The sequence below is a fragment of the uncultured Gimesia sp. genome, assembly GCF_937910335.1.
GTDB lineage: Bacteria > Planctomycetota > Planctomycetia > Planctomycetales > Planctomycetaceae > Gimesia.
This window is the reverse complement of sequence record NZ_CALEMX010000568.1, coordinates 1-22,034: the sequence shown is the minus strand read 5'-3', so window position 1 is coordinate 22,034 and position 22,034 is coordinate 1. Positions and strand designations below refer to the sequence as shown.

Below are 22,034 nucleotides of genomic sequence, written 5' to 3'. Positions count from 1 at the left end.
TTTCCACTCACTCTTTCAGCGGGATCCTGTTCATAACCCTGTTTATTTCTTCACAGGTGTTCTCAGCGGAACCGAAAGAGGGAGCTCCCTTACCAGAGATCATCCCTGAAACCAAAACACAGCCCAAACTTCCCACACTGGAAGAAGTGTTAAAAATCACTCAGGAGTATTTTCAAGGCTTCAAGCAGTATCAATCGGGAGATTTGATTACCCGCAATCAAATGAAGCCCTTATTCAGGCAACTTCAGAAGGCAGGTTGGAGCGTGAAATCAGAACAAAAAATCCTGAGTCGTCTCCATTCAGAATCTGATTTTTTGGCCGCTCAACTGAAGACGGGTAAGGGAATCAAGTTTATGCGGAAAATCTCCCGGTTGCCGGGAGGTTATGATCGTCTGGATCATATTCTGGCGATGCCATACGGAAAACGGCGCATCAAGGAATTTATCAATTCGCCCGGCGGTAATCTGATGATCGAATATATGACGACCACGAAAGGTGGAAAGAATCTCGGGAAATATCTCTCCAAAACGAAGACGGGAAAGGGATTCAATAAACCCACCAACCGCATTTATACGGAAAAGCAATTGATTCAAGAGATTAAACGAACTTACGAAGAGGAAACAGCAAAGAAAAAAAAGAAACGCTAATTTCCGATTAACCTTCCAGGTTCACTCCGAAAAACTCAGCACTCTCGGCAATATCCTGCTTGCATGCTTCAATCATCGTTTCAATTTGCTCGACACTGAGATCGAAAAAAGAAATCAGAATCTCTTCTGCTTCCAGATACTCATCTGAAGAACAGTTCCATAATGAGCCAGCCAGCAGGCTGCCTGTTCGTAATGCAACACCCAATGGACAACCATGTTGTCCCGTGCCATGATGATTTTCAACGGCTGTCACGATCTCCTGTGGAATATCCCAATGATTGAGCAGACGTGCCCCCAATAGCGCATGATCAAAACCAAAGAACTTATGTTCCCCGTTGATCAGTGCTTCTCCATGTGGGTGGCTTTCATAAATCAGACTGTATTCATCTCGATCGACTTGTGAAAAAACCAATATCCCCACATCTGCCAGGAGGCCCGCTGTATACGCTTCATCTTTTTTCAAACGCTTATGATGCCCGGCGAGATGCGAGGAAATCGAAGCGATCGTTAATGCGCGCTGCCAATAATCGACAAAAATTCGGCCTTTACTTTCCTTCGTCAGTGACTCGACCATCGAAAAGCTGATCGTCAACATCCGAATGGTCTCTTTTCCCAGATAGGAAACCGCGTGCTTGATACTCGTAATCTGCCGTGAAACTCCATACTTGGCTGAGTTAACTACCTGTAAAATCTTGGCAGCCAGCCCTGGATCATGTTCGATACATCTTACAAGATCATCGATATTGCTACGGGGATCCCGCGTGATCTGCAGAACCTGTTGTGCCACTTTGGGAGCAGAATGTAAACGATCCAAACGTTGTACGAATTCATCAGCAAGATCAATTTGGTCTACACGATTCTCTACTAACATGACGGCCCTTCTTTTTTTTCTACCTGTGTTGGCTGGAAAACCCTTAATCAGGGTTGAATTACCACGGTGCCTGCAGGCAAACCTATCTTGAAGAAAAAGAAGTGACAGATTTAAACTGGAATTAGAAATTCAGTTTTTAAGATCTTAAATCAGACCGTGCCAATAATAACGATCAGATATGTTATGATGAGATCAGACAGCAATTCCACTACATGGAAACACCTCCTGATCGATCCCAGCAGCGGGATCAGGTAAGAAGCTCAATACCAGATTCCTGGATTGCGAATGGTACAATTGCCTCATCGACGGCACTGCCGCGATGTTTTGCAATGTGCAGAGCACGACTCATTCGGTTTTCCTCGCGAATTTTTCCCATCAGGATAATCGTATTCGCATTAGATAAAACGTCACCACTTTCAATGGGACGTTGAATTAGATCGTCAAGCATCACTTCATGCGTTGTCAGCAATAACAGACAGCCGATCTCCTGGAAATCATATCGATGCTGGTTTATCTGCTCTTGATTTTTACGAAACTGAGCGCGAAACAGATCGCGGGCAACCCAATCACATTCTTTCCGCAGGATCTGATGGTAAACGTATTCAAAGGCATGAAACTGAAAAGATTCACTGGCTCGTTCCGAAGGTTCAATCCCATCAATGACTGTGCGTCTCACGCCATGCACAAAATTGGAATAAAAATAGGCAATCGCCGCGTCCAGTTTTTTAACAAATTCCAGCTTCCATTCTTTCCACTCATCCAATTCCATATCTCGTCGGGTCACTCGGCGTCCACTTTGTCGAAACAGGTGTTGATAATCTTTCCGCGCCTGACCTGAATCCCAGATCTGTTCCAGATCGAAGGGTAGATCGACCCTCTGTTCCCGAATCTTCCACTGAAACAATCGCTCGGCATACTCACTATGGCTTTGAGAATCGCCGCGTGTTGCCATATCAAATAGAATACCGGTCTGCCCTTCTTGTTGAAGACCTGCCCGCGCGTATTGCAGTCCCAGCTGAGTCTTACCAATGCCGGTGGCCCCTAACACGACAGTCAACTTGCCGGGCAATAAACCACCCGAAAGCATTTCATCCAGTTGAGGGATTCCCGTTTGTTGTCGTAAGTCTGACATGCTGATACTCGATTTCGAGGAGAAACAATCCACGCCTTGCTATCTAGATGGAATAATGAGGTTGCCTGACTTTCAGAGATCAAATTGAGATAAAGCGATCTCGAGCTGCAACATTCCAATGGTCTACTACACGTCCATCACTGACAATCGTGACCGACTTGTGTAACGCCGATGTCGGGCAGACGTGACGGGGAATGGCCAGTAATTCATCTCCGGGCTGAAATTCGCTGGCACGCTGAGTCATGACAACCAGATGCTCTTCATTCTGCAGGACGGCTTTCGCATCCGGCAGATCAGGAAAGGAACAGCGATTTTCCATCGCCGGATCAGAAGCAATCGCCTTATATCCTAAATCCAATGTGATTCGATTCGCGTCCGGACGACTGATCACACGCGTTAATACCAGAGCCGCGGGAGTGAAGTTCAAGTCGGGAAATAATTCCCCATAACCCACATCATGCAATACGCAGGTTCCCGGGCAGACTTCAATATCCGGATCATCAAAACCGGCAAAAATCGGAAACGATCCCGTTGCTCCTGCCACAATCCGCGGCACTGACAAGCCTTCGGTAATCAATTGATCGCGCAGGCGGGACACATTTTCCCAGACAGCCCGCACGGCGGCTTCGCGTTCCTGAAAATCAATCTGATGATTCTGGCCATCATAGACGTGCAAACCGGCGGCAATTAAACCCGGGGTATTCGCAATCATCTGATACAATTCAACGGCGGCTTCTTCCGGTTGCAGACCCGTTCGATTCTGTCCCGTGTTCAAATCGAGTAGCACTTCGATCTCAACACCGGCAGCAGACATAGCCTCGCCTAACTGCTCAATGGGCAGTGGATGATCGGCGGTAACCTGAATGGAAACCGTGGGCCAGCGTTTTCGAAATTCGACAGCCCTTGCGATATTCGGGCCCACCATGTTGTAGGCCAGACAAATATCTTTCACTCCCACTTCAGCCAGCATTTCTGCTTCAGGGAATGTTGCCGCTTTATGTTTCTCAATTCCCAGTGAAAGCTCTAACTCAATCACTTCGCGCATTTTGTGAGTTTTGCAATGCGGTCGCAATCGGCTGGTATCGCCGACGATTTCGATCATCTTCCGTAAATTGTCTTCAAGTAGCTCCTTGAAGATAATCATGCCCGGCGAAATAATCTGACTCGTATCGTCTATCTGATAACATGCATCCATGAGGAGGACCTGAAACAATTTTCTATTAAATGCCCTGGAAGAATACTTTTTCTGCCGTCTTTTCCAAAATCCAGTTTTTATCATTCTCGGAAAGAAACGGCAAACCATTCTGAATCAAATCGATAGACGCTTTATAGGTATGATCGCCTTGTACCTGATAAGGGCAATCCGTGGCCCACATCAGTCGATTGGCACCAAACGCCTGATATACTTTTTTGATCAGGGAAGCCAGATCATGATAAGGCATCTTCTTTTTTCCCAACGCATAAAACGCGGAAACTTTGACATACACATTCGGATGCTTTGACATCTTACATAACATATCAACTTCTGCAGGATCGATTTTACCTGAGACGCCTATCCGGGCAATATGATCAATCACAACGGTGGTGTCCCGATGTTTTTGACACATCTTGTCTAAAGCCGGCAAATAGGCGGCATCCATCAGGCAGCACATGGCCATCTCTTCTTTGGCACCCGTTTTCCACATTTGTTCCATACATTCCCCATCCAGCCACTCGTCGACTTTTTTGGTTTTAGGAGCAATTCGGAATCCACGCACGCCTTTCTTTTTCAAAGACTGCATTTCCGGTGTCGGATTGTCACCATTCTGGTTGATCACAGCCACACCCGAAAACATGCCCGGATATTGAGCCATGCAATCCAACATATAGCTGTTATCAAATCCATAAAACGACATTTGAATCAGCACAACCCGATTTACGCCGACAGGCATCATCTGCGCCTGCAATTGTTCCGCGGTAAAACTGGGTGGCTGCATCTCAGAGACTTTGCGTCCCGGAGCCAACGGATATTTTTTAATATCAGGAGTCCAGACATGCGAATGTGCGTCAATATATTCCATAGCATGATCCTCTGATGGTCAAGTGATTAAGTGAATAAGCCAGAATCAGGAATTGGCTTTGTTTATGTAAAAATATTTTTGTACTAATTCATCCGAAGGCGGAGCCGTCAGCTTCGTTACAACAAAACCGGAAATGAATGAAACAAACAGGCCAATGATAATCGGATCAAAGTTAAACAACTGATAAGGCCTGAAGAAACTGCCATTCACAAAATATCCGGTAACATACATCGCAAGATGCACCGAGAAGCCTCCGATCATCGCTCCCATTGCACCCGCTGCATTGACACGTCGCCAGTAAAGACCATAGACAATCGGTGCCAGAAAACTGGCTGCTAACCCACTGCCTACATAAACTATGATATCCTGCAAGAATTTGGGCGGATTAACTGCCACAAGCATCGCAGCAGTTCCCACTACAAACGTCGCCAGATAGCTCAAAAGCTTCATTGTCTTCTCGCTCGCTTTTGGGTTGATATTACGCTGATAAACATCGCGAACCCAGGCGGAAGAAATCAGCAGCAGAAAACTATCCACGGTCGACATCACGGCTGCAAAGGGAGCCGCCACCAGCAGACCTGCCAGCCAGCCCATGCCGATATTCTCTGTCAAGAAGACAGCCATCTTCGGCATAATACTATCCGATTCGCCTTCCATGCCTGGTAACAGAACGCGTGCACAACAGAAAATAATCACCAACGGAAAGTAAATCAATGTGTAATAGATGGCGACGGTACAGATCGAACGTTGCAGCGTTTTGGTATCGCGAAAGGCCATTAACCGAACCATATTCGCAGGTTGGCCCGTTCCCGAAATTGCCCACATGAAGAAAAAGGAGATCGCTAGACTAAAAGGCAGGAAACCATTGGAACTGCTCGGACTGGGGCCGGGTCCAGAGACATAGGCACCCTGTTGGCTTCCCTCTTCCCCATAGGCGTAAGCTTTCAAATCAATATTCGAAACACTCACATCATCCAGAAACTTCTCACTTTCTCTTCGACCGAGAATCCTCTGAATGTCCTCCAGCGTCGTAAGTTGCAGTACCTTAACTTCATTGATCGACGTCTTGCCCGCGGGAATAATCGTTGATTTCGTGACACGAAATAAGAGTGGTACTTTTTGGCCGGGAATCGGTTCGTCTGTGATCCAGGTTCCCGTATCAATTCTCAGGATCTCCTCACGCGGCTTATTCAGCGTGAGTGTGATTCCCCCTTTATCCGGTGCTGAGACTCGCGGCGGCGTCATTTTCGCCATCAACCTGGTGGTGTTTTCCAAGCCTCCCGCCTGAGAAATTGCCAGAGGTAACATGATGATCACACCCAGGACCATCACAATGCCCTGCATCACATCAGTCCAGACCACAGCATGAAAGCCGCCATAGGTTGTATAAAGAATCACTGCGATACCAAAAACGAGCAGACACAGCAGATATTCGGGGCTCTCAGCAGTTGAAAGCAGTGGTATGCCAGCCACCGCCTGAGCTAATCCGTCTGCCGTACTTTCAAACACGGAAACGCCTTCCAGAAGTGTCTGCAAAATCAAGCTACCCGCTTTGAATTGGGCCACCAGATTGAACGACATAAAAAAGACAATCAGGGAAACTGCCATCAGGCCGAGCAGAGGGCTATGAAATCGATCGCGTATCACGTCAGGCACGGTAATCGAGCCAGAGCGTCGCGCCACTTGATTGAGCCGCTTGCCAATGAAACCCATTGTACAGATCGGCACGACCATATAACTTCCGATCCACAGCGCGAGAATCCAGCCATGCGTATAAATTTTGGAGGGAAAGCCGGTAAAGCTGCCTCCGGAACTGCTCGTGGCGGCGAAAGTCAATGCAAATGCCCAAACTCCCAATCCACGGCTTCCCAGAAAGTATTCGCTTAGAAAGCTTTTACTTTTCAGTAGGCGATTTGACATCGCAGCTAGCACAAACACGGCAGCGGTATAGATTAAGAATGAGACCAGTGCCGCATCAGAACCACCTTCGGCAAATATGACTGGTAGTTTCGTGTTGATTAGCAAGTTCAAGATTCATTCCCCCCGGCTGTCGCGTCCTTTGCTTGCATCTCGGCAATTTCTTCTGCGAGATCTTCACCTTCATGAGCGACGCCAAGGTCGTCTTCTTTCATGTAAAACAGGCAAAACCAGATTGTAAAGATGTCTGCTACGAACCAGGGAAATGCGATTCCCCAGAAAACCCAACTGGGAATTCCAAGCGTAGTTTCTATCGTCTCGGCATTCATACCGGACTGAAACCCATTCATGTAACAATATGGGACCGACCATAATATGGCGGCGACCCACAAACCCAGGATAATCCAGGCTTCACGTTTCGAGTTTAAAAAGACAGGATCAACTTCCATTGATTCTGTGTCGTTCGATGGTGCGGTACTCATGGCACGGCCCTCACTTCTAAACGAAATACTCATAGATAAGCGTTAAGCGAACGATTGTACTCTCGATCCAGACGAGACACAAAGGACCGCTACAGGAATGCAGAAATTTTATCAGAACCGAATTCAAAGTGACAAAAACGTGAACAGACTGTTATACTGTTCCAACAACGAAAGATTCCTGTTTTACCAGTAAAACCAAATGCGTATTTAAACGCAAACCTGTTCCATGTTCGGGAGCGATATTTCATGTATTTAAGACACACTGTTTTTGCATTCGTCTGGCTTTTACCCCTGACCTTCTGCATGAGTTGTAGCTCCGATTCCCCGGAAACAGAAAAAGTCAACGTTAATCTGGGTGGCAGCGTTGATCTGGGATCTGAAAGTACCATCGACGCGAACGAGGAACTGGCCAGTGAATCAAAAACAAAAAAACCAATCCGAAAATTTCAGCCCATTACGCTAGGCGGTAGTACGTCCCCTACCGCCAACAAGACAGATCTACCAGATGAACAGAAATTCGATAATGTTCTTGAGGCACTCAAACCACTTCAAATTATGCTTGGAGACTGGGGTGGCGTCACAAATAAAAAAATTGGTGGCTTCAGTTCTGTAGAAACATTAGGTTGGGTCTGGGATCTGCAAAGTAATCCCGCTCAACCGGCACTGGTCATGAAAGCTGATAAAAGCCGCTATTATGAAAATGCTCGTTTGACCTATCTGACAGACAAGCAAATGTATCAATTAACGCTCACCAACAAAGCGGGGCAGAAACGAATTTATGAAGGCACTTTTTCTGTGCCTCTGAAAAAAGTACCCGGAGATGATAATCCCAATATTATGCATACTACCTATAAACTCAGTCTCTCATTGGTTGAACCCGCTAACGAAAAGAAACGCGCACAAATTATTCTCAACCAGCAGAACAATAACCGCTACCTATTTGAACTTTATGATCTAAGAGGCGAAAGTTACGCTCGCTTTGATACGATCAGTACCCGACGTAAGGGAACTTCCTTTGCCAAAAGTGATTCCGATTATGGCTCCAAAACCTGTGTCATCTCAGGTGGTTTGGGAACTTCGCAAGTCACATACCAGGGTAAATCCTTCTGGGTCTGCTGCAGCGGTTGTCGCAAAGCCTTCGATGCAGATCCGAAAAAATGGATCGCCAAATACGAAGCGAACAAAAAAAAGACCGCGAACCAATAAACTGAGACGCAGTTTGAATTATTAATCTGACTGCTCACAGGATGTTCAATCAGGAAACGAGACTCGGACGTCTTACTTTATCTTCCAGCGCGCTGTGATCTCATCCCATGTAGGATCTGTCGTATCGGGCAGATTTTGCAGGTCAGGTACGCGTTCAATCACCTGCTCGAACAAGCTGGCAATTGCTTCACCCATATCCCATAAGGCATGGCGGAGATTTGCTTTGTCCGCCGCTTCCACCATTTCTGCATAACTGAGTCCGCCGGTGATACGACTGAGTTCTTCGTCGCATCGCCAACTGGTTCCCGACTGTTTCAGCACATATTTTTTGATGAGCCGCGGATTGCGAATTTTTTGATAACGGCGATTCTCTGCCAGAACACGCAACAAAAGTGGCTCATGCTGAGGCGCCCAGGCATCGGGAAAGTCAGCCGCCAACAGACCTCGCGGCTGACCGACACGCATATAATGTAACTGCACCGGCTCGAGGGGCGTCTCCGCCAGATCGGCCAGAAGATGCGCCCAGTCAAGATGCAACTCTTTACGTCCGATCTCGTGAAAGGTCACTAAATCCTGAATGGGCCGGTTGGCAGGTGTGTATTTGCCTCCCAGCAAATCGAGCGTAATGCCCGGCTGAACCGATTTAATCAAGCTGTCTCCTACAATATGAGCCAGCCAGCCAAACAGATACGCCAGCTTGCGTTCGCCCGGACCATATAAGTCTTTTGCATCCTGAAAAACCATCGCGGCGTAGTCAGGCAAATGATCCCAGGGGAGAGTCTGTTTTCGCTCAGCCGGCGTCCAGCCAAATACCACATGCGCACGGCCATAAAACAGACGATGGATCTCTCGAGGACGATATTCCCGGGAACCAAATTTCAGAGTCCACGGTTTGACTTCTCCGCCTGTCAACGGACTTTTTCCCAATGGCGCTGTCCCAAAACCGACTTCCTGACCAGTATCGATGCAAATGGCTTCCGGCATGATCTGAATATCACAGCCTAGATACGCACCAGCAAGATAACTGGCATAATGCTGATTTATCACAGACATGACAGGCAACTTTTTCTGAGCAGCCGCCTTTCCCGCCAGAATCGCATACATCGTATGGCCAATAATCCCACTCATGAAATGATTCCCAACACCAAATTGAAAACGAAAACCCTGACCTCAACCAGTAACTCTACTCAAGTTCATGATACAGAATTTTAATAGAAATTGTATTGGAATTCGCATAAGATCTGCAGACAACCGTTGAAGTGATTGCAACCTTAGCCAATATCAGTAAACTCAATAGTACGAATGCCATAATAACGATTTTTAAACGGCTCACCTTTTCTCACATGTCGTTAACGACAATCGGAATGAAAAATCGAGCTAATGGTTTCGCTAATGCAGTTTGGATTTTAGAACGTGCCAAACGAATAAATTGTTATGATCGCTTTGATTCAGGAATCATACTAAAATGAATTTCTCAAAAATATTCTCCGCTCTTCTTGCCATCGCTGTTTCTGCTTTTCCTGTTTCTGCCGATGAACTTCCCCCGGCAGAAGAGGGAACCTTTAGCCTCGCCGTCATTCCCGATACACAACATTATAAAGGCAAAGGAACAGGGCGAAAGACACAGTTGCAGGCAACGACAGCCAATCCGGTTTTTGAAGCGATCACCGATTGCATCGTCGATGAAATGGATCGTCAGCGGATTGTCTTCGTCAGTCACGTAGGCGATATTGTTGATATCAATAACGACGAACAATGGTCAGTTGCCCAGAAATGTATGAACAAGTTACATGGCAAAGTCCCTTACGGGATTAGCGTGGGGAATCATGACATGATCAATCATGGTGACTCCTCGCTGTTTCAAAAATACTTTCCGAAATCACGGTTCACTAAGTTCGATTGGTATGGAGGCTGCTATGAATCTCCGGGCGGCAAGCCTGAAATCTCTGGCAATAACGCTAACAGCTTTCAATTATTTTCAGCCGCCGACATGGACTTTATTATCGTGCACCTGGAGTGCAATGCCCCTGACTCTGTTTTAGCCTGGGCCGATAAAGTTCTCGAACAACATGCCAATCGCAGAGCCATTGTTACTACCCATATGGGTCTGGGACCACTCCATCGTCCCAAAGATCCCCGTGATTACTTTGATGCTCCAAAAGGGCGCATGACCTGGAAAAAATGTCATGGTTCTAAAGGGAATACGTCTCAGCAAATGTGGGAGAAATGCTTCAACAAGCACAAAAACCTGTTCCTGATCTGCAGCGGCGATCAAAGCCGCACACAGGCCCTGCATCAGACAGTCAAAGGTCAACAGGGCAACTCAGTTCATGAACTACTTTCCGATTACGGATCTAAGGGCTTTCGCCTGATGCGATTTATTCCAAAACAAAACCAAATCGAAGTTCGCACCTGGAACCCAATCACCAAAAAATTGTGTGAGAAAACCAGCATCGTCCCGGAACGCGATCAGCATCAATTTACGCTGAACTACCAGATGACCAAATGAGACTGATTTGATGTTTCTGGTTTGGTGTTTAAGGCCTGCTACTTTTCACTGACAGGCAGAGAAATAATCAAACCGGCAAAGCGAGTATCGGTACTACGTCGGTTGGGCATGTGGCACTTGAGACATTGTGAAGGCAGGCGGATCGCCCCTACATGGCGATAGGTCCCTTTCTCTACTTGCTCAAATTCTTTTTTACCTGAGGAAAGCGCTTCCGCAGCACTTTTTTCAAACTTGGTTTTGGGCTCATGGTCAATATTCATAGCCTCTGCATTGACAGAAATCCAACGGAATTTGATGTTCCGATTCTGCTGCATTTCTTCGAACACATCATCGAGGACGCTAGAGGGAATCGGCAGCTTTTCATCCTCGCGATAGTATTTACGATGTACGATGAGCAACGTGGAATGCAATACCTCATGTAACAAGCGCGCCTGACCACGTGCCTCTTTGACGGACACCGGTTTCTGATCGACTTTCTGAGTAGCGCGAGCCGTCGCTTCCTTTTTAGAAACCTTGTCTTCTTTGACGCGTTCTTCTGCGAACCCGGAGGCCGCAAAGAACCCGGAAACAATGAGCGTCACGAAAGCGAGACGCGACAGATTCGAGTTCAAAAACATGGTTGTCAACTCTCCCTGTTACACTTAAACTTGTTATCGGATATTTTTATCCAATATACCCGAAACAAGAGACTCCTGTCAAGAAAAGGAGTGCTGAAAGAAACAGACCTCATTGAAGGAAAACGATCATTTCCACAAACAAATAGATCGACTTAGAAGGATTGATGCCTATTAGCAGAGTGCAGCAACAGGTTCTGAAACCTGAATTTACGGAACGGGAATTTGATTGGCTTTGATTCAATGAACTGTTTCGAAACTGCTACCATAACAAATAATACATGTATATAATCAGTTCTACTACTAGTATCAATTCTCACAGCAGTGTGTGTATGTCTAAGCCGCTTGACATTGAATCTTTTCTGGAATTATTAAAGGAGAGCAATCTACTCTCCCCGGAGGAAGTTCGCGCCGTCACTGAAAAATTCAATCTGGAAGATGTCGCTTCTTCCAAAGAGCTGGCCCAAAAACTGGTGACAGAGAAAATATTGACTCGCTATCAAGGTGAACGTCTCCTTGCGGGACGCAAGCGGGGCTTTTTTATTGATCGCTACAAAGTTCTGGAGGTTCTCGGATTTGGTGGCATGGGCAGCCTGTATCTGGCTGAAGATATTGAAACGCAAGCGCCAGTTGCTTTGAAAGTGTTGAACGATAAATGTCGTAACGACAGAGGAATGCTTACTCGGCTCAAACTTGAAGCAACCGCTGGTGCACGCATTTTACATCCGCATGTCGTCAAAACGATCAACTGCGATGACACTGGTGCCGTCTGTTTTATCGCAATGGAATTCGTGAAAGGAATCAGCCTGCTAGAGCTTGTATTGCTCAATCAAAAGTCATTATCCGCAATGCAGGCCTGTGATGTCATTTATCAGGCGGCCCTGGGTCTCGAACAGGCACATGAGGTCGGAATCGTACACCGGGATTTGAAACCGGAAAATCTGATTATCGATTCACAAGGGTTTGTTAAAGTCCTGGACTTTGGTCTGGCATTACTGGAAGACAATCCTGAAGCGGAATTTTCACTGGCGATGATTTTTGGACATGGTTGTGTTGGTACGCCCGAATATATCGCTCCCGAACAAACCCAGGATGGTCAGGCTGTCGACATCCGTAGTGATATTTACAGTCTAGGCGGTACGATGTATTTTTTACTGACGGGCAAACTTCCGTTTCCCAAAGGAACAGCCGCACAGAAAATAAAGGCACATCGCCATAGTTCACCACAGTCCATCGCAGAAATTGCCCCTAATGTCTCTGAGAAAATCGTAGCGATTGTGGAAAAAATGATGGCTAAGCAGCCCGAAGACCGCTTTCAGTCCATGGCCGAAGTCGCGGAGGTGATAAAACCATTTGCCAAACGGAAACCGGTAAAATTTCAATTCAACAAAATCGTATCGCAGCGCGTTCAACAAGCCAAAGCACGCAATTCCATTGCCCAGTCAAGTATCGCCAGACCACAACTTTCCTCTCAAGTCGCAACCGCCAGTCGTGTAGCCGAGCAGGCACGTGAAAAAGCGGATGGTATCGAGCGACTGACGCGCGGTGAATCGGAAATTTCAAAAAGCGGTGTCCTGCGCCACGTGATGCCTGTTGAATCTACAGACCTCATGGCACAACAGGCCACCGACGCGCTCAATGACAATCTACAGCCGATTGAGTTGATTTCCCTCGATGACAAACAGCGTTTCCCCATTTTCAAACAGAGAGTCGTACTTGGCCGCAATGCCAATTGTGACATTCAACTTGATCTCCCCGGCATTTCAGGAGAGCACTGCGCATTCCAATTTGAAAATACCGGCTGGGTTGTCACGGACCTCAACAGTAAAAATGGGATTGAAGTCGATGGTCGGCGGGTGCAGGATCAAATTCTGTTTCCCGGCAATACGCTGTCGATTGCCTCCAGCTACCAGTTCCGGGTCGCCTCTCCTAGCCAATACACGTCCCAGGGCAATCATAATAAAACATTGATCGCTGCCTCAGTCTTCATCGGAATCTGTATAGTCGTCGGCATCGGATACTGGCTGCTCTCGTAGAAATGCCAGTGAAGGTGAGAGAATTCTGATTACTTCTCACCTTGCCCCAGCGTTCCTTCAAGATGCTTCGCCACCTGTTTTCCCAGCATGTCGTAGCCTTTGCTGTTGAAATGTACGTCTTTCGGGTTTTGCGTTTCAGTGAGATGCGGGGTGATGAAGCTAAATAGATCATCAATCTCGACATTGTGTTTTTTCATGACCCGGGCGGCAATCGCGTTCTTTTCTTCCAACGCTGTTTTCATTTTCGGGCCTTCTTTCCAATCTGAAGGAATCGGCGTGCTGCTGGCCCAGACGATTTTGGCGCCTGTTTTCTTCAAGCGTTCAACTATGGTTTCCAGACGCGATTCGTAATCGGCGGCGGGGGTGCGACGGTCATGAATTCCGAAATTGAAATGAATGACGTCCCAGTTGCCATTTCCCAGCCACGTATCCAGTTTTTTCAGACCCGTTGCCGTCGGTCCACAATTTGCCGGTGCGCGATGCACGTTGGCTTTACCAGCCAGCGCCTTTCGGGCGGCGAGTGTATAGCCCCGTGATACGGAATCGCCGATCAATATGACACGAGGCAGTTTGGGATCGTCAGTAACATAATCCCAGCCAGTGACTTTGTCCATCAGCTTTTGTTTTTTATAGCGCGGCAGATAAAACGGACCCAGATTTTCCTCTAAGATGGTCTCCCACGCTTGTTGCTCTGGCGAAAGTTTCGCTTTCCAGGCGGCGAACTTTTTATTCACAACCGCCGCCTGCTCTGCCTTTTTCGTGGCGGCTTCCTTCGCATTGGTCGGCTCGGTTTTCTTGTCTTTCCCCCAGAGTGGAGATACGATGAGGCCTGTAAACAGACATACAAAAAGATATGATCGTAAGTAAGAAACTTGTTTGTACATGCTCTGCTTCCCGCTATCTGGATGGAACTATCAAAATAAAACCTGCATTTCAGAATACCGGGAGTAAGAGCCGGAAACAATCTCGCCCCTAAAATTGTTTTCAAAACGGTTCTCTTAAAAATGATCCATGACATAAATTTTATTTTTTTTAACCAGGGACTTCCAAGTGTCACACAAATTCCGCTTAAGATTGAAGCAAGGTGAACTACTCATTGCACCGATGGTAACGCTCTCCTGTCCGGAAACGGCAGAGATATTGTCGGAAGTCGGTTACGACTGGCTGTTTCTTGACGCAGAGCATAGTACCTACTCGGCGGCTGACTTGCAGGCCATCATCGGACGCGTGGGGCACAAACTACCCTGCCTCGTCAGGCTTGCGGCGCCGGATGAAGTTCAAATCAAAAAAGCCCTCGACATCGGAGCCGACGGAATTATCGCGCCGCAGGTCAATTCTCCTGAACTGGCAGAAAAAATCGTCTCCTGGTCCCGTTATTCACCTGTGGGAACCCGAGGCGTCGGCCTGGGACGTGCCCACGGCTACGGTTTTTCATTCGACGATTATCTGGCTTCAGCCAACGAAAACACCACCGTGGTCGTACAAGCCGAACATATTGATGCGGTCAACTCGATCGAACAGATCGTCGAAGTGCCCGGTGTCGACGCGGTGCTGATCGGCCCGTACGATCTCTCTGCCAGCCTGAAACGCATCGGCGAAATTGATCACCCCGAAGTAACCGGTGCGATTCAACACGTGACCGACGTCTGTAAAAACAGCAATATCCCCCTCGGCATTTTCGGTGTCACGGTAGACGCGGTCAAACCCTACATTGACAAAGGCTTCACTCTGATCACAGCCGGCGTCGATACGGTCATGCTAGGACAGGCCGCCCGAAGAATGCTGGGACAATTGAAGTAATACGGAACTAACCATGATCTCCACTCGCGATGCCACAGTTGCAGATTTGCCTGCCATCGTTGATATCTATAATCAGTCGATCCCAGCAGGTACGGCGACCGCGGATACGAAACCGGTGACCGTTGCTGACCGTCAACCGTGGTTTCAACAATTCTCTCCCGAAAAACGTCCCCTCTGGGTAGCCGAGGATGCGGAGGGTCAGATCATCGGCTGCATTTATGTCACTTCGTTCTACGCGGGTCGACCCGCGTATGACAAGACAGCAGAAGTCAGTATATACCTGGCCCATTCACATCAGAATCAAGGGCTCGGTTCGGTTCTGTTACAGAAGATGATCGACGCCTGCCCTGCTTTGGGAATCACAACACTCATCGGAATGCATTTCGACCATAACGAATCGACCAGACATCTGAATGAAAAATTCGGTTTTGAAGTCTGCGGCCACCTGCCCGAGATTGCAGAGATACATGGAGAAAAACGGGGGCTACTGATCTCCTTGCTCCGGATTCCCGGATCTCAATAATACGAAACACTTATTCCTTTTTTTCTGACTCAGGAACTTTCTGCTTTGTTTCCGTCTCGTCGATATTTGCTGTTTCAACGGAAACCAATGGATACTTTTTGAAAGCGTCTACTGTTAATTCGAGTGCGCGACCTGCTGCCGTCAATGCAAACCCACCGTTCAACGCGATATCAGAACGATAAGCGAGCAAAGATTTGTCATTTTCCAAACCCGAGTCTGTTAATACAGCCCCCCAGATTACTTTAATACGACCATCGCGGATCATTTCGACGATGGAATCTGGCACCAGCACGATGGAAACCGGATCGGGTGGCACAATCGAGTTTGACTTCGGGGCCGGTGGTGGGTTGTTTAAAAAATCCTGTAGTGCTTCCATGTCGGCTGGTGAATGTTTTCTGATCCGATGAAATTCGTGATAAGCCAACGCCAGCTTCTGTAAATCATCCTCAAACGAATTCTCTTTCGAATCTGGGTTTGGACTCCTTTGAAAATAAATTCCAATCAAAAGCACAATCAGGAATACCATCACCAGACTTCGGACAAGCAACGGTGAGCTGCTTGATTTCGCTGTTGATTCCAGCTGTGGTTGATTTTCTTTTGTTTCTTCGTGTTCTGCTGAATCCATAATGGCCCTCGAATTCTCATCACATGGACATCGCCAACATCTTAACTTGAGACATGACGATTAAACTACAATTCTGACCGCTGATTTAACTGTACTCTGAAATTCTTCGAAAAACAAGAACTGACCGGCAACATGTTCCCCAGACAAGACGTTGTTAATCAGAGTGACCGTCCCGCCAGAGAGTCCAATAGACTCTCATCCGACGGGCAAATGTTTTTGGTTTTTCGGCATAAATTCGATCGGCCAGTTTTAAAGCTGCTGACTGAAACTCCAGCCTCTGTTGGCATATTAGTGCCTGAAATCGATTGACATTGGCAGATGATTGAAATGTCTCTGTTTCGCTCTTGATGAGTTGTGTCATCACGGTCAAATCATGATCATCACCTAGCAAATCGTTTAATTGATCCAGCTCTACGATGTAGGCTGAAAGAATCGGTTTCCAACTTTCGCTTATCAATTTCATATGATAAAGAAGATATTTACTATGCTTGCGGCAATCGTGGAATAATTTGCCATCCGGATTTTGATGCAGTTTTTTTAATGCTTCTACTCCATGTTGATAGTTTTGTTTTAAACTTCGAGAGAGGACCTGCTCTGCTTTCCCCTTAATCTTCCAAGCTTCAATTGCTTCATAAGCGTCTTTTAACTGGTCACTGAGTTTACTTAAATCGAATTCAAGATCTATCCATTCATCCACAATCTTCTGTTTACGGGTTACAAACTTGTTTTCGAACTCCAAAAAGAGCTCTTCGCAGGTGGAGTCCGGAAAACGCTCTCGTAATTTCTGCAGCGATTCTAACATGGATTCCGCATCTCTGACACGAGACAAACCCCGCCCGGCATCACGATACCAGACATTCAGTCTGGAATACTCGCTACCTAAACCAGAACGAACAAGACGGATTAAACCACGCAATTTTTTAAACTGTTTTCGAACCTCATGAATGGCCCGGTGCGGGTTTTGCTCTGATTGTTTTAACTCAAGAATCGCCTGGCTCAGTTGCTCTCCGGCAATTCGTTGAACTCCCGTCGTTATTGATTCCTGCTGCTTGAATTGATAGCCCATCGTAAAACCTGAAAGTGATTATTGAAAAGAATAATTCGCAGCTTATCATAAATGCCAGCATACTTGAAACTGCTTGAAACTGTCTTGCGTCCATTCCCGCATTTACTCCGGGCTCGTATCCTCCGTCATCGTTTTGTCTTTTTTAGATTCCACCCAGTGCATTACAACCATGATCAACACGCCAGAGATCGTAAACCCACTAATCACGGGGATCACCGTGCCATTATAACTGTGGCCGATAAAAATGCCGCCAGGCACGGAAATCAAAGTCGAAAGTGCTCCCATTACAGCCGACCCTACACCGGCGATATGTCCGAGAGGTTCCATGGCCATTGCATTTAAATTCCCGTACATAATTCCGAAGCAAAACAAAATCGCCATCATATAGACCATCATTGACCATAACGGAGGCTGACCACCAACTGACAGCACATACAGAAAAAAGAACAGAGAAATCACCGTGGAAATACGTTTTGACCAGCGCGTGAGATACTGCATGCCAAACCGCATGACGAGTCTGCCATTCGCAAACGAGGCACTGCCAATACAAAGTGCGAGAATCGCAAAATAAAGTGGAAACATGGTTCCCAGGTCATATTGCTTTTGAAATATCTGTTGTGCTGAACTCAAATATCCTAGAAATGCGCTCGAAATCAAACCCAGTGAAATCGTATATCCCAGCGAAACCCGATGAGAACAAACTTCGAAAACAGCATGTTTGATTCTCCCGAAGGAAAAGGGAATGCGACGATTCACTGCCAGTGTTTCGGGCAAGCGTAGCGCAAACCAGATAAACGTCAGCACTCCGCAGGCCAATAACGCGGCAAAGATGACCCGCCAATGCGCAACCAGTAAAATGCCCTGCCCCAGAGTAGGCGCAACCGCCGGCACGAAAATAAAAATGGTCATCACAAATGACATCACCCGCGCCATCGACGGGCCTTCGAATTGATCACGGACGATCGCGACAACGATGCAACGCGGAGCCGCTAACCCCAGTCCTTGCAGAAACCGTCCAGCAAGCATGACTGTAAAATCTATTGAAAACAGAGAGCACAAACAGCCGCTGAAGAACAGGCTGAATCCCAGATATACAGACGGCTTCCGCCCCGTTGAATCTGACAAAGGTCCATAGATAACCTGACCAAAGGCCAGACCCAGAAACAAGACGGAAACGATCAATTGACTGTCGTTGACCTGTTCTGCTCCCAGATCCTGACCAATCTCCGTGAGTGCGGGCAACATGGCATCAATCGATAACGCCACTAATGACTGCATCATTGCCATCATTGCCACAAATTCGCCAAATGCAATTGTGGCTGGTTTACTGTTATGGTTCAAGGAAAATCATTTTCTGAAAGGAATTGATCCCAAGTGAGGTCCTATTCGCGACATACGAAATGGAATCATACAAGCTCTCTCAAATCAAACCAACAATTCACGGTCATTTTCTTCCCGTGTTCTGTGAACAAAAAATATATGAACTGGAAAACGGAGGCATCTTCTTCGAATTGAAAGGTTCCTCTTGCCCAATTGTTTCTGAAGACTTATCTTTCGCATTGTAAATCCGTTCTTTTCATTACCAGGTACGAAAAAGAGAAATACTATGCAAAGCGCAGAAGGTTGGCGTTCCATCTTAGAAAACTGGCCAGAAGCTATTCCTAAACAGGGAATTGTGGTAACCACCTATCAGGAGTCCATTCCCTTTCAGAATTTTTTACTTTCGAGTGGGATCGTTTTGCTGGACCGCGATAAACCAGATTCCCTGGGGGCACGAAAAGTGATGCTGTCGTACGAAGCCATCTGCGCGATTAAGTTGACGGATACCATGGAACTGGCCCGCTATCAGGTGATGGGATTCCAGCCGACGACTTAGAGAGTCAGTAGATACTCTGATTAAGTGACCGACATCCAGCGGGAAAGAATAAGAGTGGGGATCAGCAGAGCTGCAGTCAGGATTGCGTATTGTGGATTGGCTGTCCAGACAAAAACCAGAATCGCGTTTAACATTACATAGGAAGAAAGCATGGTTCTGACTGCGATTTGTACATTTTGTGGTACGGGGTTTAAAATCGCCTGAACCAGACGTCGATTGATGGTCAACACGACTACTCCCACAGCCGCCAGTACCATGGACAAATTGATTTCTCGAGGCCAGGGATACGTGGCCAGCATCCAGACCAGTGCGCCCAGTCCTGCATTAATGACGAGAGTACCACCGACCAAATGCCCCCGGTGACTCTTTTTGGCTTCCATGCGTGCAAACCAGGTGAGCCCGACAATGAACAGACCCAAGGCGGCAGCAATGCGCAACTGTGGCTTGACCCACAGATTAATTTCACGCGATACAGCACTGGCCCCCAGCATGACATTCAGAAAGCGACAGGCTCCCATCATCAGTGGACCCAACATCGTTTTTTTCAGAATCATGTCATAACTCAGGATCGCAATCACCAACAGGGCAGCAACAATCAGACTCTGCTTTCCGACAGTCTGCGCAGCGCCCACTCCGGCCAGCATCAGTAACCCGCCTAAAACCGCTGCCTGCTGAGTTGAGATACGCCCGGAAGGAATCGGACGAAAAGGACGTTCTTCGGCATCCACTTTCCGGTCGAAGACATCATTAAAGACCATTCCCGAAAGATACAAGCTGGCCGAAGCCACCAGTAGCAATGCAAATTGCAGAGGAAGATCAATTGATCCATGTGTGAGCAAATAACCGAGAATAATATCTGACATCGCTGTGAAGACAGCGGGCAGCCGCATCAATTGAAAATAAGCGAGCCACTTTTTCATGATGAAGATTCTTCAGAAACGAGCTTGGCCCATTCCTCCAGTTGCTGATACTGACGTTCAAATTCCGGGGTAGTAGCCTGCATCGGGCTCTTAAAGAACGAACTGAGGTGTGTCATCACACCAGATTGATTTCCGCGACGCCACTCCCGTTCCGTGAAGCGAACCATATCCAGTACCAGAGGCGCCGCCAGAATAGAGTCAGTCCCCTGCCAGGTAAACTGCAGCGACATTTTTGTATCCAGGAATCCTTGAAAATGAATATGATCCCAGGCGGTTTTCCAATCTCCCATTGATTCAATATATTCAATTGAGACCAGTGTCTGAGGCTTGTAGCCGAGAATTTCCGTCAACAGATGATCTTTGGAATGGACTTTGTTCGATTTATTAACCGGGTCATCAAGAACTTTACCATCCAGGTTACCAAAGATATTATGCCCCACCCAGCTCATGACATTCAGATTTCGGTGAGCAAACATTGGAGCGAGTACGCTTTTCATTAATGTCTCGCCCGTTTTTCCATCCCGTCCCCCATGTAAGACTTGCTCTTCTTCGGCCAGTTCGACTAACGCTGGCAGGTCAGTTCCTGCAGAAGGTGTAAAGTTGAGATGCGAGCAACCCGCATTCATGGCAGCGATGGCATAAATCGTCGAGGCAGGAACTGGTGATGTGTCTGCTGACTTCAGGGCCTCTTTTAATTCGGCCAGAGTCAGTGTTTTAGCAGATTCGACGACAGGTGGTTCTGTGGAAGCCAGATTAACGACCACAACATGTGCCAAATCGTGTTGTTCCTGAAATTCCCTGATATCTCCTGAGAGACGTGAAACCGTTTCCTGCAGAGATTCCTGATCAAATTGTAATACCGAATTCCCGGCCAGTGATCGAATGGTATCACCCACCTGGATTAACGTGCCCGGTTTGACATTTTTATCGAAGGCTTTTAATTCTGCTTCGACAGACTGTAACAGCGCTGGGTGGAACACTCCTGAGGTCTCGCTGAAATGTTTGGCAGCCTCTACAAACGAAGTGTCGCGGATTTCATGCCCGCCAATTACAAGTTGATCCCAGTCCGCCAGATTCAAATTTTCAAAAAAGGGATTTTCTGAAACAAGCCCACTCGTACCTGTGAGTCCTTTCTGAAGCGCTGTTAAACCGACGGCGACAGTCGTAGAGACCCCGCCCCATGCTCCGATGATCCATATTCCGATACGTTGTTTCGTCATAATGCTGCCTGAAAACTGATAAAACTTGTTTCAATTGAAATCGCTGATGATACTTAGGTAGGTAGGAGCAGAAAAAAACGGCTCGACTCGTGGTTGGTCAGATTCAATTGTTGCATTTATCCCGATCATCTGTTCTGTGAATTCACATCGTGAATCTCACTATCACAGAATTCCGTTAACCACGTTTAGTATTGTAGGTTCATGCCGACTCGTCACAATCGAAAGATTCTTGATTGAGCCGATTTTTATCCTGATTCGTTGCTGAAGATGAAAATTAACTGGTTTTCAGAGTTTGATCAATCCACTCCATCAAAGACTCTTTAAAGCATTCAATGATTGACTGAGCCTCGCTTTTTGTTTTTGCGAGTTGAGCAGAGTCCGCCACCGCAGTCTGTGCAAAATAATAGAATTTAATCTTAGGTTCTGTACCTGAAGGACGCACACCCAGTTGTACAGTCAGAGGAGAATCTTCGCCCTCCGCTTCAAACATCAGAACATTTCCCTGTGGTTTAGAAAAGGTCTCGGAGGTG

The 22,034-nt window shown here is 47.0% G+C and carries 21 protein-coding genes and 1 pseudogene; 7 read left to right on the top strand and 15 right to left on the bottom strand.

Annotated features, from left to right (window positions below; translation table 11 throughout):
* The coding region (locus tag Q0668_RS23315) for a hypothetical protein (RefSeq protein WP_298868945.1) at positions 1-647 on the top strand (647 nt) is incomplete at its 5' end.
* Between the two features lie 7 nt (positions 648-654).
* Here the strand turns inward: Q0668_RS23315 and Q0668_RS23310 are convergent.
* The 6 genes from Q0668_RS23310 to Q0668_RS23285 form a co-directional block, all read right to left on the bottom strand.
* Positions 655-1,518 (bottom strand): HDOD domain-containing protein, encoded by an 864-nt coding sequence (locus tag Q0668_RS23310; protein WP_298868944.1) that lies wholly within the window; start codon positions 1,516-1,518, stop codon positions 655-657.
* A gap of 247 nt (positions 1,519-1,765) precedes the next feature.
* Positions 1,766-2,650, bottom strand: coding sequence for an ATPase domain-containing protein (locus Q0668_RS23305; protein ID WP_298868943.1), 885 nt, complete (start codon positions 2,648-2,650; stop codon positions 1,766-1,768).
* Between the two features lie 79 nt (positions 2,651-2,729).
* Complete coding sequence (locus tag Q0668_RS23300) at positions 2,730-3,845, bottom strand: D-TA family PLP-dependent enzyme (RefSeq protein ID WP_298868942.1); 1,116 nt, start codon at positions 3,843-3,845, stop codon at positions 2,730-2,732.
* 25 nt (positions 3,846-3,870) lie between these two features.
* Entirely contained in the window at positions 3,871-4,710 is an 840-nt protein-coding gene (locus Q0668_RS23295) for an amidohydrolase family protein (protein ID WP_298868941.1), read from the bottom strand.
* Positions 4,711-4,755: 45 nt separating this feature from the next.
* On the bottom strand, positions 4,756-6,741 hold the full coding sequence (locus Q0668_RS23290; protein ID WP_298868940.1) for a hypothetical protein: 1,986 nt from the start codon (positions 6,739-6,741) through the stop codon (positions 4,756-4,758).
* A complete protein-coding gene (locus Q0668_RS23285; RefSeq protein WP_298868939.1) occupies positions 6,738-7,109 on the bottom strand; it encodes a hypothetical protein in 372 nt (123 codons plus the stop codon). The genes Q0668_RS23290 and Q0668_RS23285 overlap by 4 nt, the downstream gene beginning before the upstream one ends.
* 246 nt (positions 7,110-7,355) lie before the next feature.
* Here Q0668_RS23285 and Q0668_RS23280 point away from each other — a divergent pair, with 246 nt between their 5' ends.
* A complete protein-coding gene (locus Q0668_RS23280) occupies positions 7,356-8,315 on the top strand; it encodes a hypothetical protein (RefSeq protein ID WP_298868938.1) in 960 nt (319 codons plus the stop codon).
* A 72-nt stretch (positions 8,316-8,387) separates the two neighbouring features.
* Here the strand turns inward: Q0668_RS23280 and Q0668_RS23275 are convergent, their stop codons facing one another.
* On the bottom strand, positions 8,388-9,443 hold the full coding sequence (locus Q0668_RS23275) for a hypothetical protein (protein ID WP_298868937.1): 1,056 nt from the start codon (positions 9,441-9,443) through the stop codon (positions 8,388-8,390).
* Positions 9,444-9,780: 337 nt separating this feature from the next.
* Between Q0668_RS23275 and Q0668_RS23270 the strand changes: the two genes are divergently transcribed.
* Positions 9,781-10,824, top strand: coding sequence for a serine/threonine protein phosphatase (locus tag Q0668_RS23270; RefSeq protein WP_298868936.1), 1,044 nt, complete (start codon positions 9,781-9,783; stop codon positions 10,822-10,824).
* Positions 10,825-10,862: 38 nt separating this feature from the next.
* Here the strand turns inward: Q0668_RS23270 and Q0668_RS23265 are convergent, their stop codons facing one another.
* Complete coding sequence (locus tag Q0668_RS23265; protein ID WP_298868935.1) at positions 10,863-11,441, bottom strand: DUF3365 domain-containing protein; 579 nt, start codon at positions 11,439-11,441, stop codon at positions 10,863-10,865.
* Between the two features lie 329 nt (positions 11,442-11,770).
* Here Q0668_RS23265 and Q0668_RS23260 point away from each other — a divergent pair, with 329 nt between their 5' ends.
* Positions 11,771-13,474, top strand: coding sequence for an FHA domain-containing serine/threonine-protein kinase (locus tag Q0668_RS23260; RefSeq protein WP_298868934.1), 1,704 nt, complete (start codon positions 11,771-11,773; stop codon positions 13,472-13,474).
* 29 nt (positions 13,475-13,503) lie between these two features.
* On the opposite strand, the gene Q0668_RS23255 is transcribed toward Q0668_RS23260, so the two are convergent.
* Positions 13,504-14,358 (bottom strand): SGNH/GDSL hydrolase family protein, encoded by an 855-nt coding sequence (locus Q0668_RS23255; protein WP_298868933.1) that lies wholly within the window; start codon positions 14,356-14,358, stop codon positions 13,504-13,506.
* A 166-nt stretch (positions 14,359-14,524) separates the two neighbouring features.
* On the opposite strand from Q0668_RS23255, the gene Q0668_RS23250 reads away from it, so the two are divergent.
* Both Q0668_RS23250 and Q0668_RS23245 read left to right on the top strand, forming a co-directional pair.
* A complete protein-coding gene (locus Q0668_RS23250; protein WP_298868932.1) occupies positions 14,525-15,274 on the top strand; it encodes an aldolase/citrate lyase family protein in 750 nt (249 codons plus the stop codon).
* Between the two features lie 13 nt (positions 15,275-15,287).
* Complete coding sequence (locus Q0668_RS23245; protein ID WP_298868931.1) at positions 15,288-15,797, top strand: GNAT family N-acetyltransferase; 510 nt, start codon at positions 15,288-15,290, stop codon at positions 15,795-15,797.
* 10 nt (positions 15,798-15,807) lie between these two features.
* Here Q0668_RS23245 and Q0668_RS23240 read toward each other — a convergent pair whose 3' ends face one another.
* The 3 genes from Q0668_RS23240 to Q0668_RS23230 all read right to left on the bottom strand — a co-directional run bounded on the left by Q0668_RS23240 (position 15,808) and on the right by Q0668_RS23230 (position 18,829).
* Complete coding sequence (locus tag Q0668_RS23240; protein ID WP_298868930.1) at positions 15,808-16,422, bottom strand: hypothetical protein; 615 nt, start codon at positions 16,420-16,422, stop codon at positions 15,808-15,810.
* 154 nt (positions 16,423-16,576) lie between these two features.
* Positions 16,577-17,488 (bottom strand): CHAD domain-containing protein, encoded by a 912-nt coding sequence (locus tag Q0668_RS23235; RefSeq protein WP_298868929.1) that lies wholly within the window; start codon positions 17,486-17,488, stop codon positions 16,577-16,579.
* A gap of 102 nt (positions 17,489-17,590) precedes the next feature.
* Positions 17,591-18,829, bottom strand: a complete 1,239-nt coding sequence (locus Q0668_RS23230; RefSeq protein WP_298868928.1) for a multidrug effflux MFS transporter — start codon at positions 18,827-18,829, stop codon at positions 17,591-17,593.
* Positions 18,830-19,094: 265 nt separating this feature from the next.
* Between Q0668_RS23230 and Q0668_RS23225 the strand changes: the two genes are divergently transcribed.
* Positions 19,095-19,364: a hypothetical protein gene (locus tag Q0668_RS23225; protein ID WP_298868927.1), complete on the top strand. Its 270-nt coding sequence runs from the start codon at positions 19,095-19,097 to the stop codon at positions 19,362-19,364.
* Between the two features lie 20 nt (positions 19,365-19,384).
* Here the strand turns inward: Q0668_RS23225 and Q0668_RS23220 are convergent, their stop codons facing one another.
* The 3 genes and pseudogenes from Q0668_RS23220 to Q0668_RS23210 form a co-directional block, all read right to left on the bottom strand.
* Positions 19,385-20,284, bottom strand: coding sequence for a UbiA family prenyltransferase (locus Q0668_RS23220; RefSeq protein WP_298868926.1), 900 nt, complete (start codon positions 20,282-20,284; stop codon positions 19,385-19,387).
* Positions 20,281-21,504: an inositol-3-phosphate synthase gene (locus Q0668_RS23215; protein ID WP_298868925.1), complete on the bottom strand. Its 1,224-nt coding sequence runs from the start codon at positions 21,502-21,504 to the stop codon at positions 20,281-20,283. The genes Q0668_RS23220 and Q0668_RS23215 overlap by 4 nt, the downstream gene beginning before the upstream one ends.
* A 274-nt stretch (positions 21,505-21,778) precedes the next feature.
* Positions 21,779-22,034 (bottom strand): annotated as a pseudogene (locus tag Q0668_RS23210) (phospho-sugar mutase); the annotation flags it as partial.

Bases quoted from the DNA above. Each gene is read 5' to 3' on its own strand.
- Q0668_RS23310 (WP_298868944.1), bottom strand. From the start codon at position 1,518: ATGTTAGTAGAGAATCGTGTAGACCAAATTGATCTTGCTGATGAATTC.
- Q0668_RS23305 (WP_298868943.1), bottom strand. From the start codon at position 2,650: ATGTCAGACTTACGACAACAAACGGGAATCCCTCAACTGGATGAAATG.
- Q0668_RS23300 (WP_298868942.1), bottom strand. From the start codon at position 3,845: ATGGATGCATGTTATCAGATAGACGATACGAGTCAGATTATTTCGCCG.
- Q0668_RS23295 (WP_298868941.1), bottom strand. From the start codon at position 4,710: ATGGAATATATTGACGCACATTCGCATGTCTGGACTCCTGATATTAAA.
- Q0668_RS23285 (WP_298868939.1), bottom strand. From the start codon at position 7,109: ATGAGTACCGCACCATCGAACGACACAGAATCAATGGAAGTTGATCCT.
- Q0668_RS23280 (WP_298868938.1), top strand. From the start codon at position 7,356: ATGTATTTAAGACACACTGTTTTTGCATTCGTCTGGCTTTTACCCCTG.
- Q0668_RS23275 (WP_298868937.1), bottom strand. From the start codon at position 9,443: ATGAGTGGGATTATTGGCCATACGATGTATGCGATTCTGGCGGGAAAG.
- Q0668_RS23270 (WP_298868936.1), top strand. From the start codon at position 9,781: ATGAATTTCTCAAAAATATTCTCCGCTCTTCTTGCCATCGCTGTTTCT.
- Q0668_RS23265 (WP_298868935.1), bottom strand. From the start codon at position 11,441: ATGTTTTTGAACTCGAATCTGTCGCGTCTCGCTTTCGTGACGCTCATT.
- Q0668_RS23260 (WP_298868934.1), top strand. From the start codon at position 11,771: ATGTCTAAGCCGCTTGACATTGAATCTTTTCTGGAATTATTAAAGGAG.
- Q0668_RS23255 (WP_298868933.1), bottom strand. From the start codon at position 14,358: ATGTACAAACAAGTTTCTTACTTACGATCATATCTTTTTGTATGTCTG.
- Q0668_RS23245 (WP_298868931.1), top strand. From the start codon at position 15,288: ATGATCTCCACTCGCGATGCCACAGTTGCAGATTTGCCTGCCATCGTT.
- Q0668_RS23240 (WP_298868930.1), bottom strand. From the start codon at position 16,422: ATGGATTCAGCAGAACACGAAGAAACAAAAGAAAATCAACCACAGCTG.
- Q0668_RS23235 (WP_298868929.1), bottom strand. From the start codon at position 17,488: ATGGGCTATCAATTCAAGCAGCAGGAATCAATAACGACGGGAGTTCAA.
- Q0668_RS23225 (WP_298868927.1), top strand. From the start codon at position 19,095: ATGCAAAGCGCAGAAGGTTGGCGTTCCATCTTAGAAAACTGGCCAGAA.
- Q0668_RS23220 (WP_298868926.1), bottom strand. From the start codon at position 20,284: ATGAAAAAGTGGCTCGCTTATTTTCAATTGATGCGGCTGCCCGCTGTC.
- Q0668_RS23215 (WP_298868925.1), bottom strand. From the start codon at position 21,504: ATGACGAAACAACGTATCGGAATATGGATCATCGGAGCATGGGGCGGG.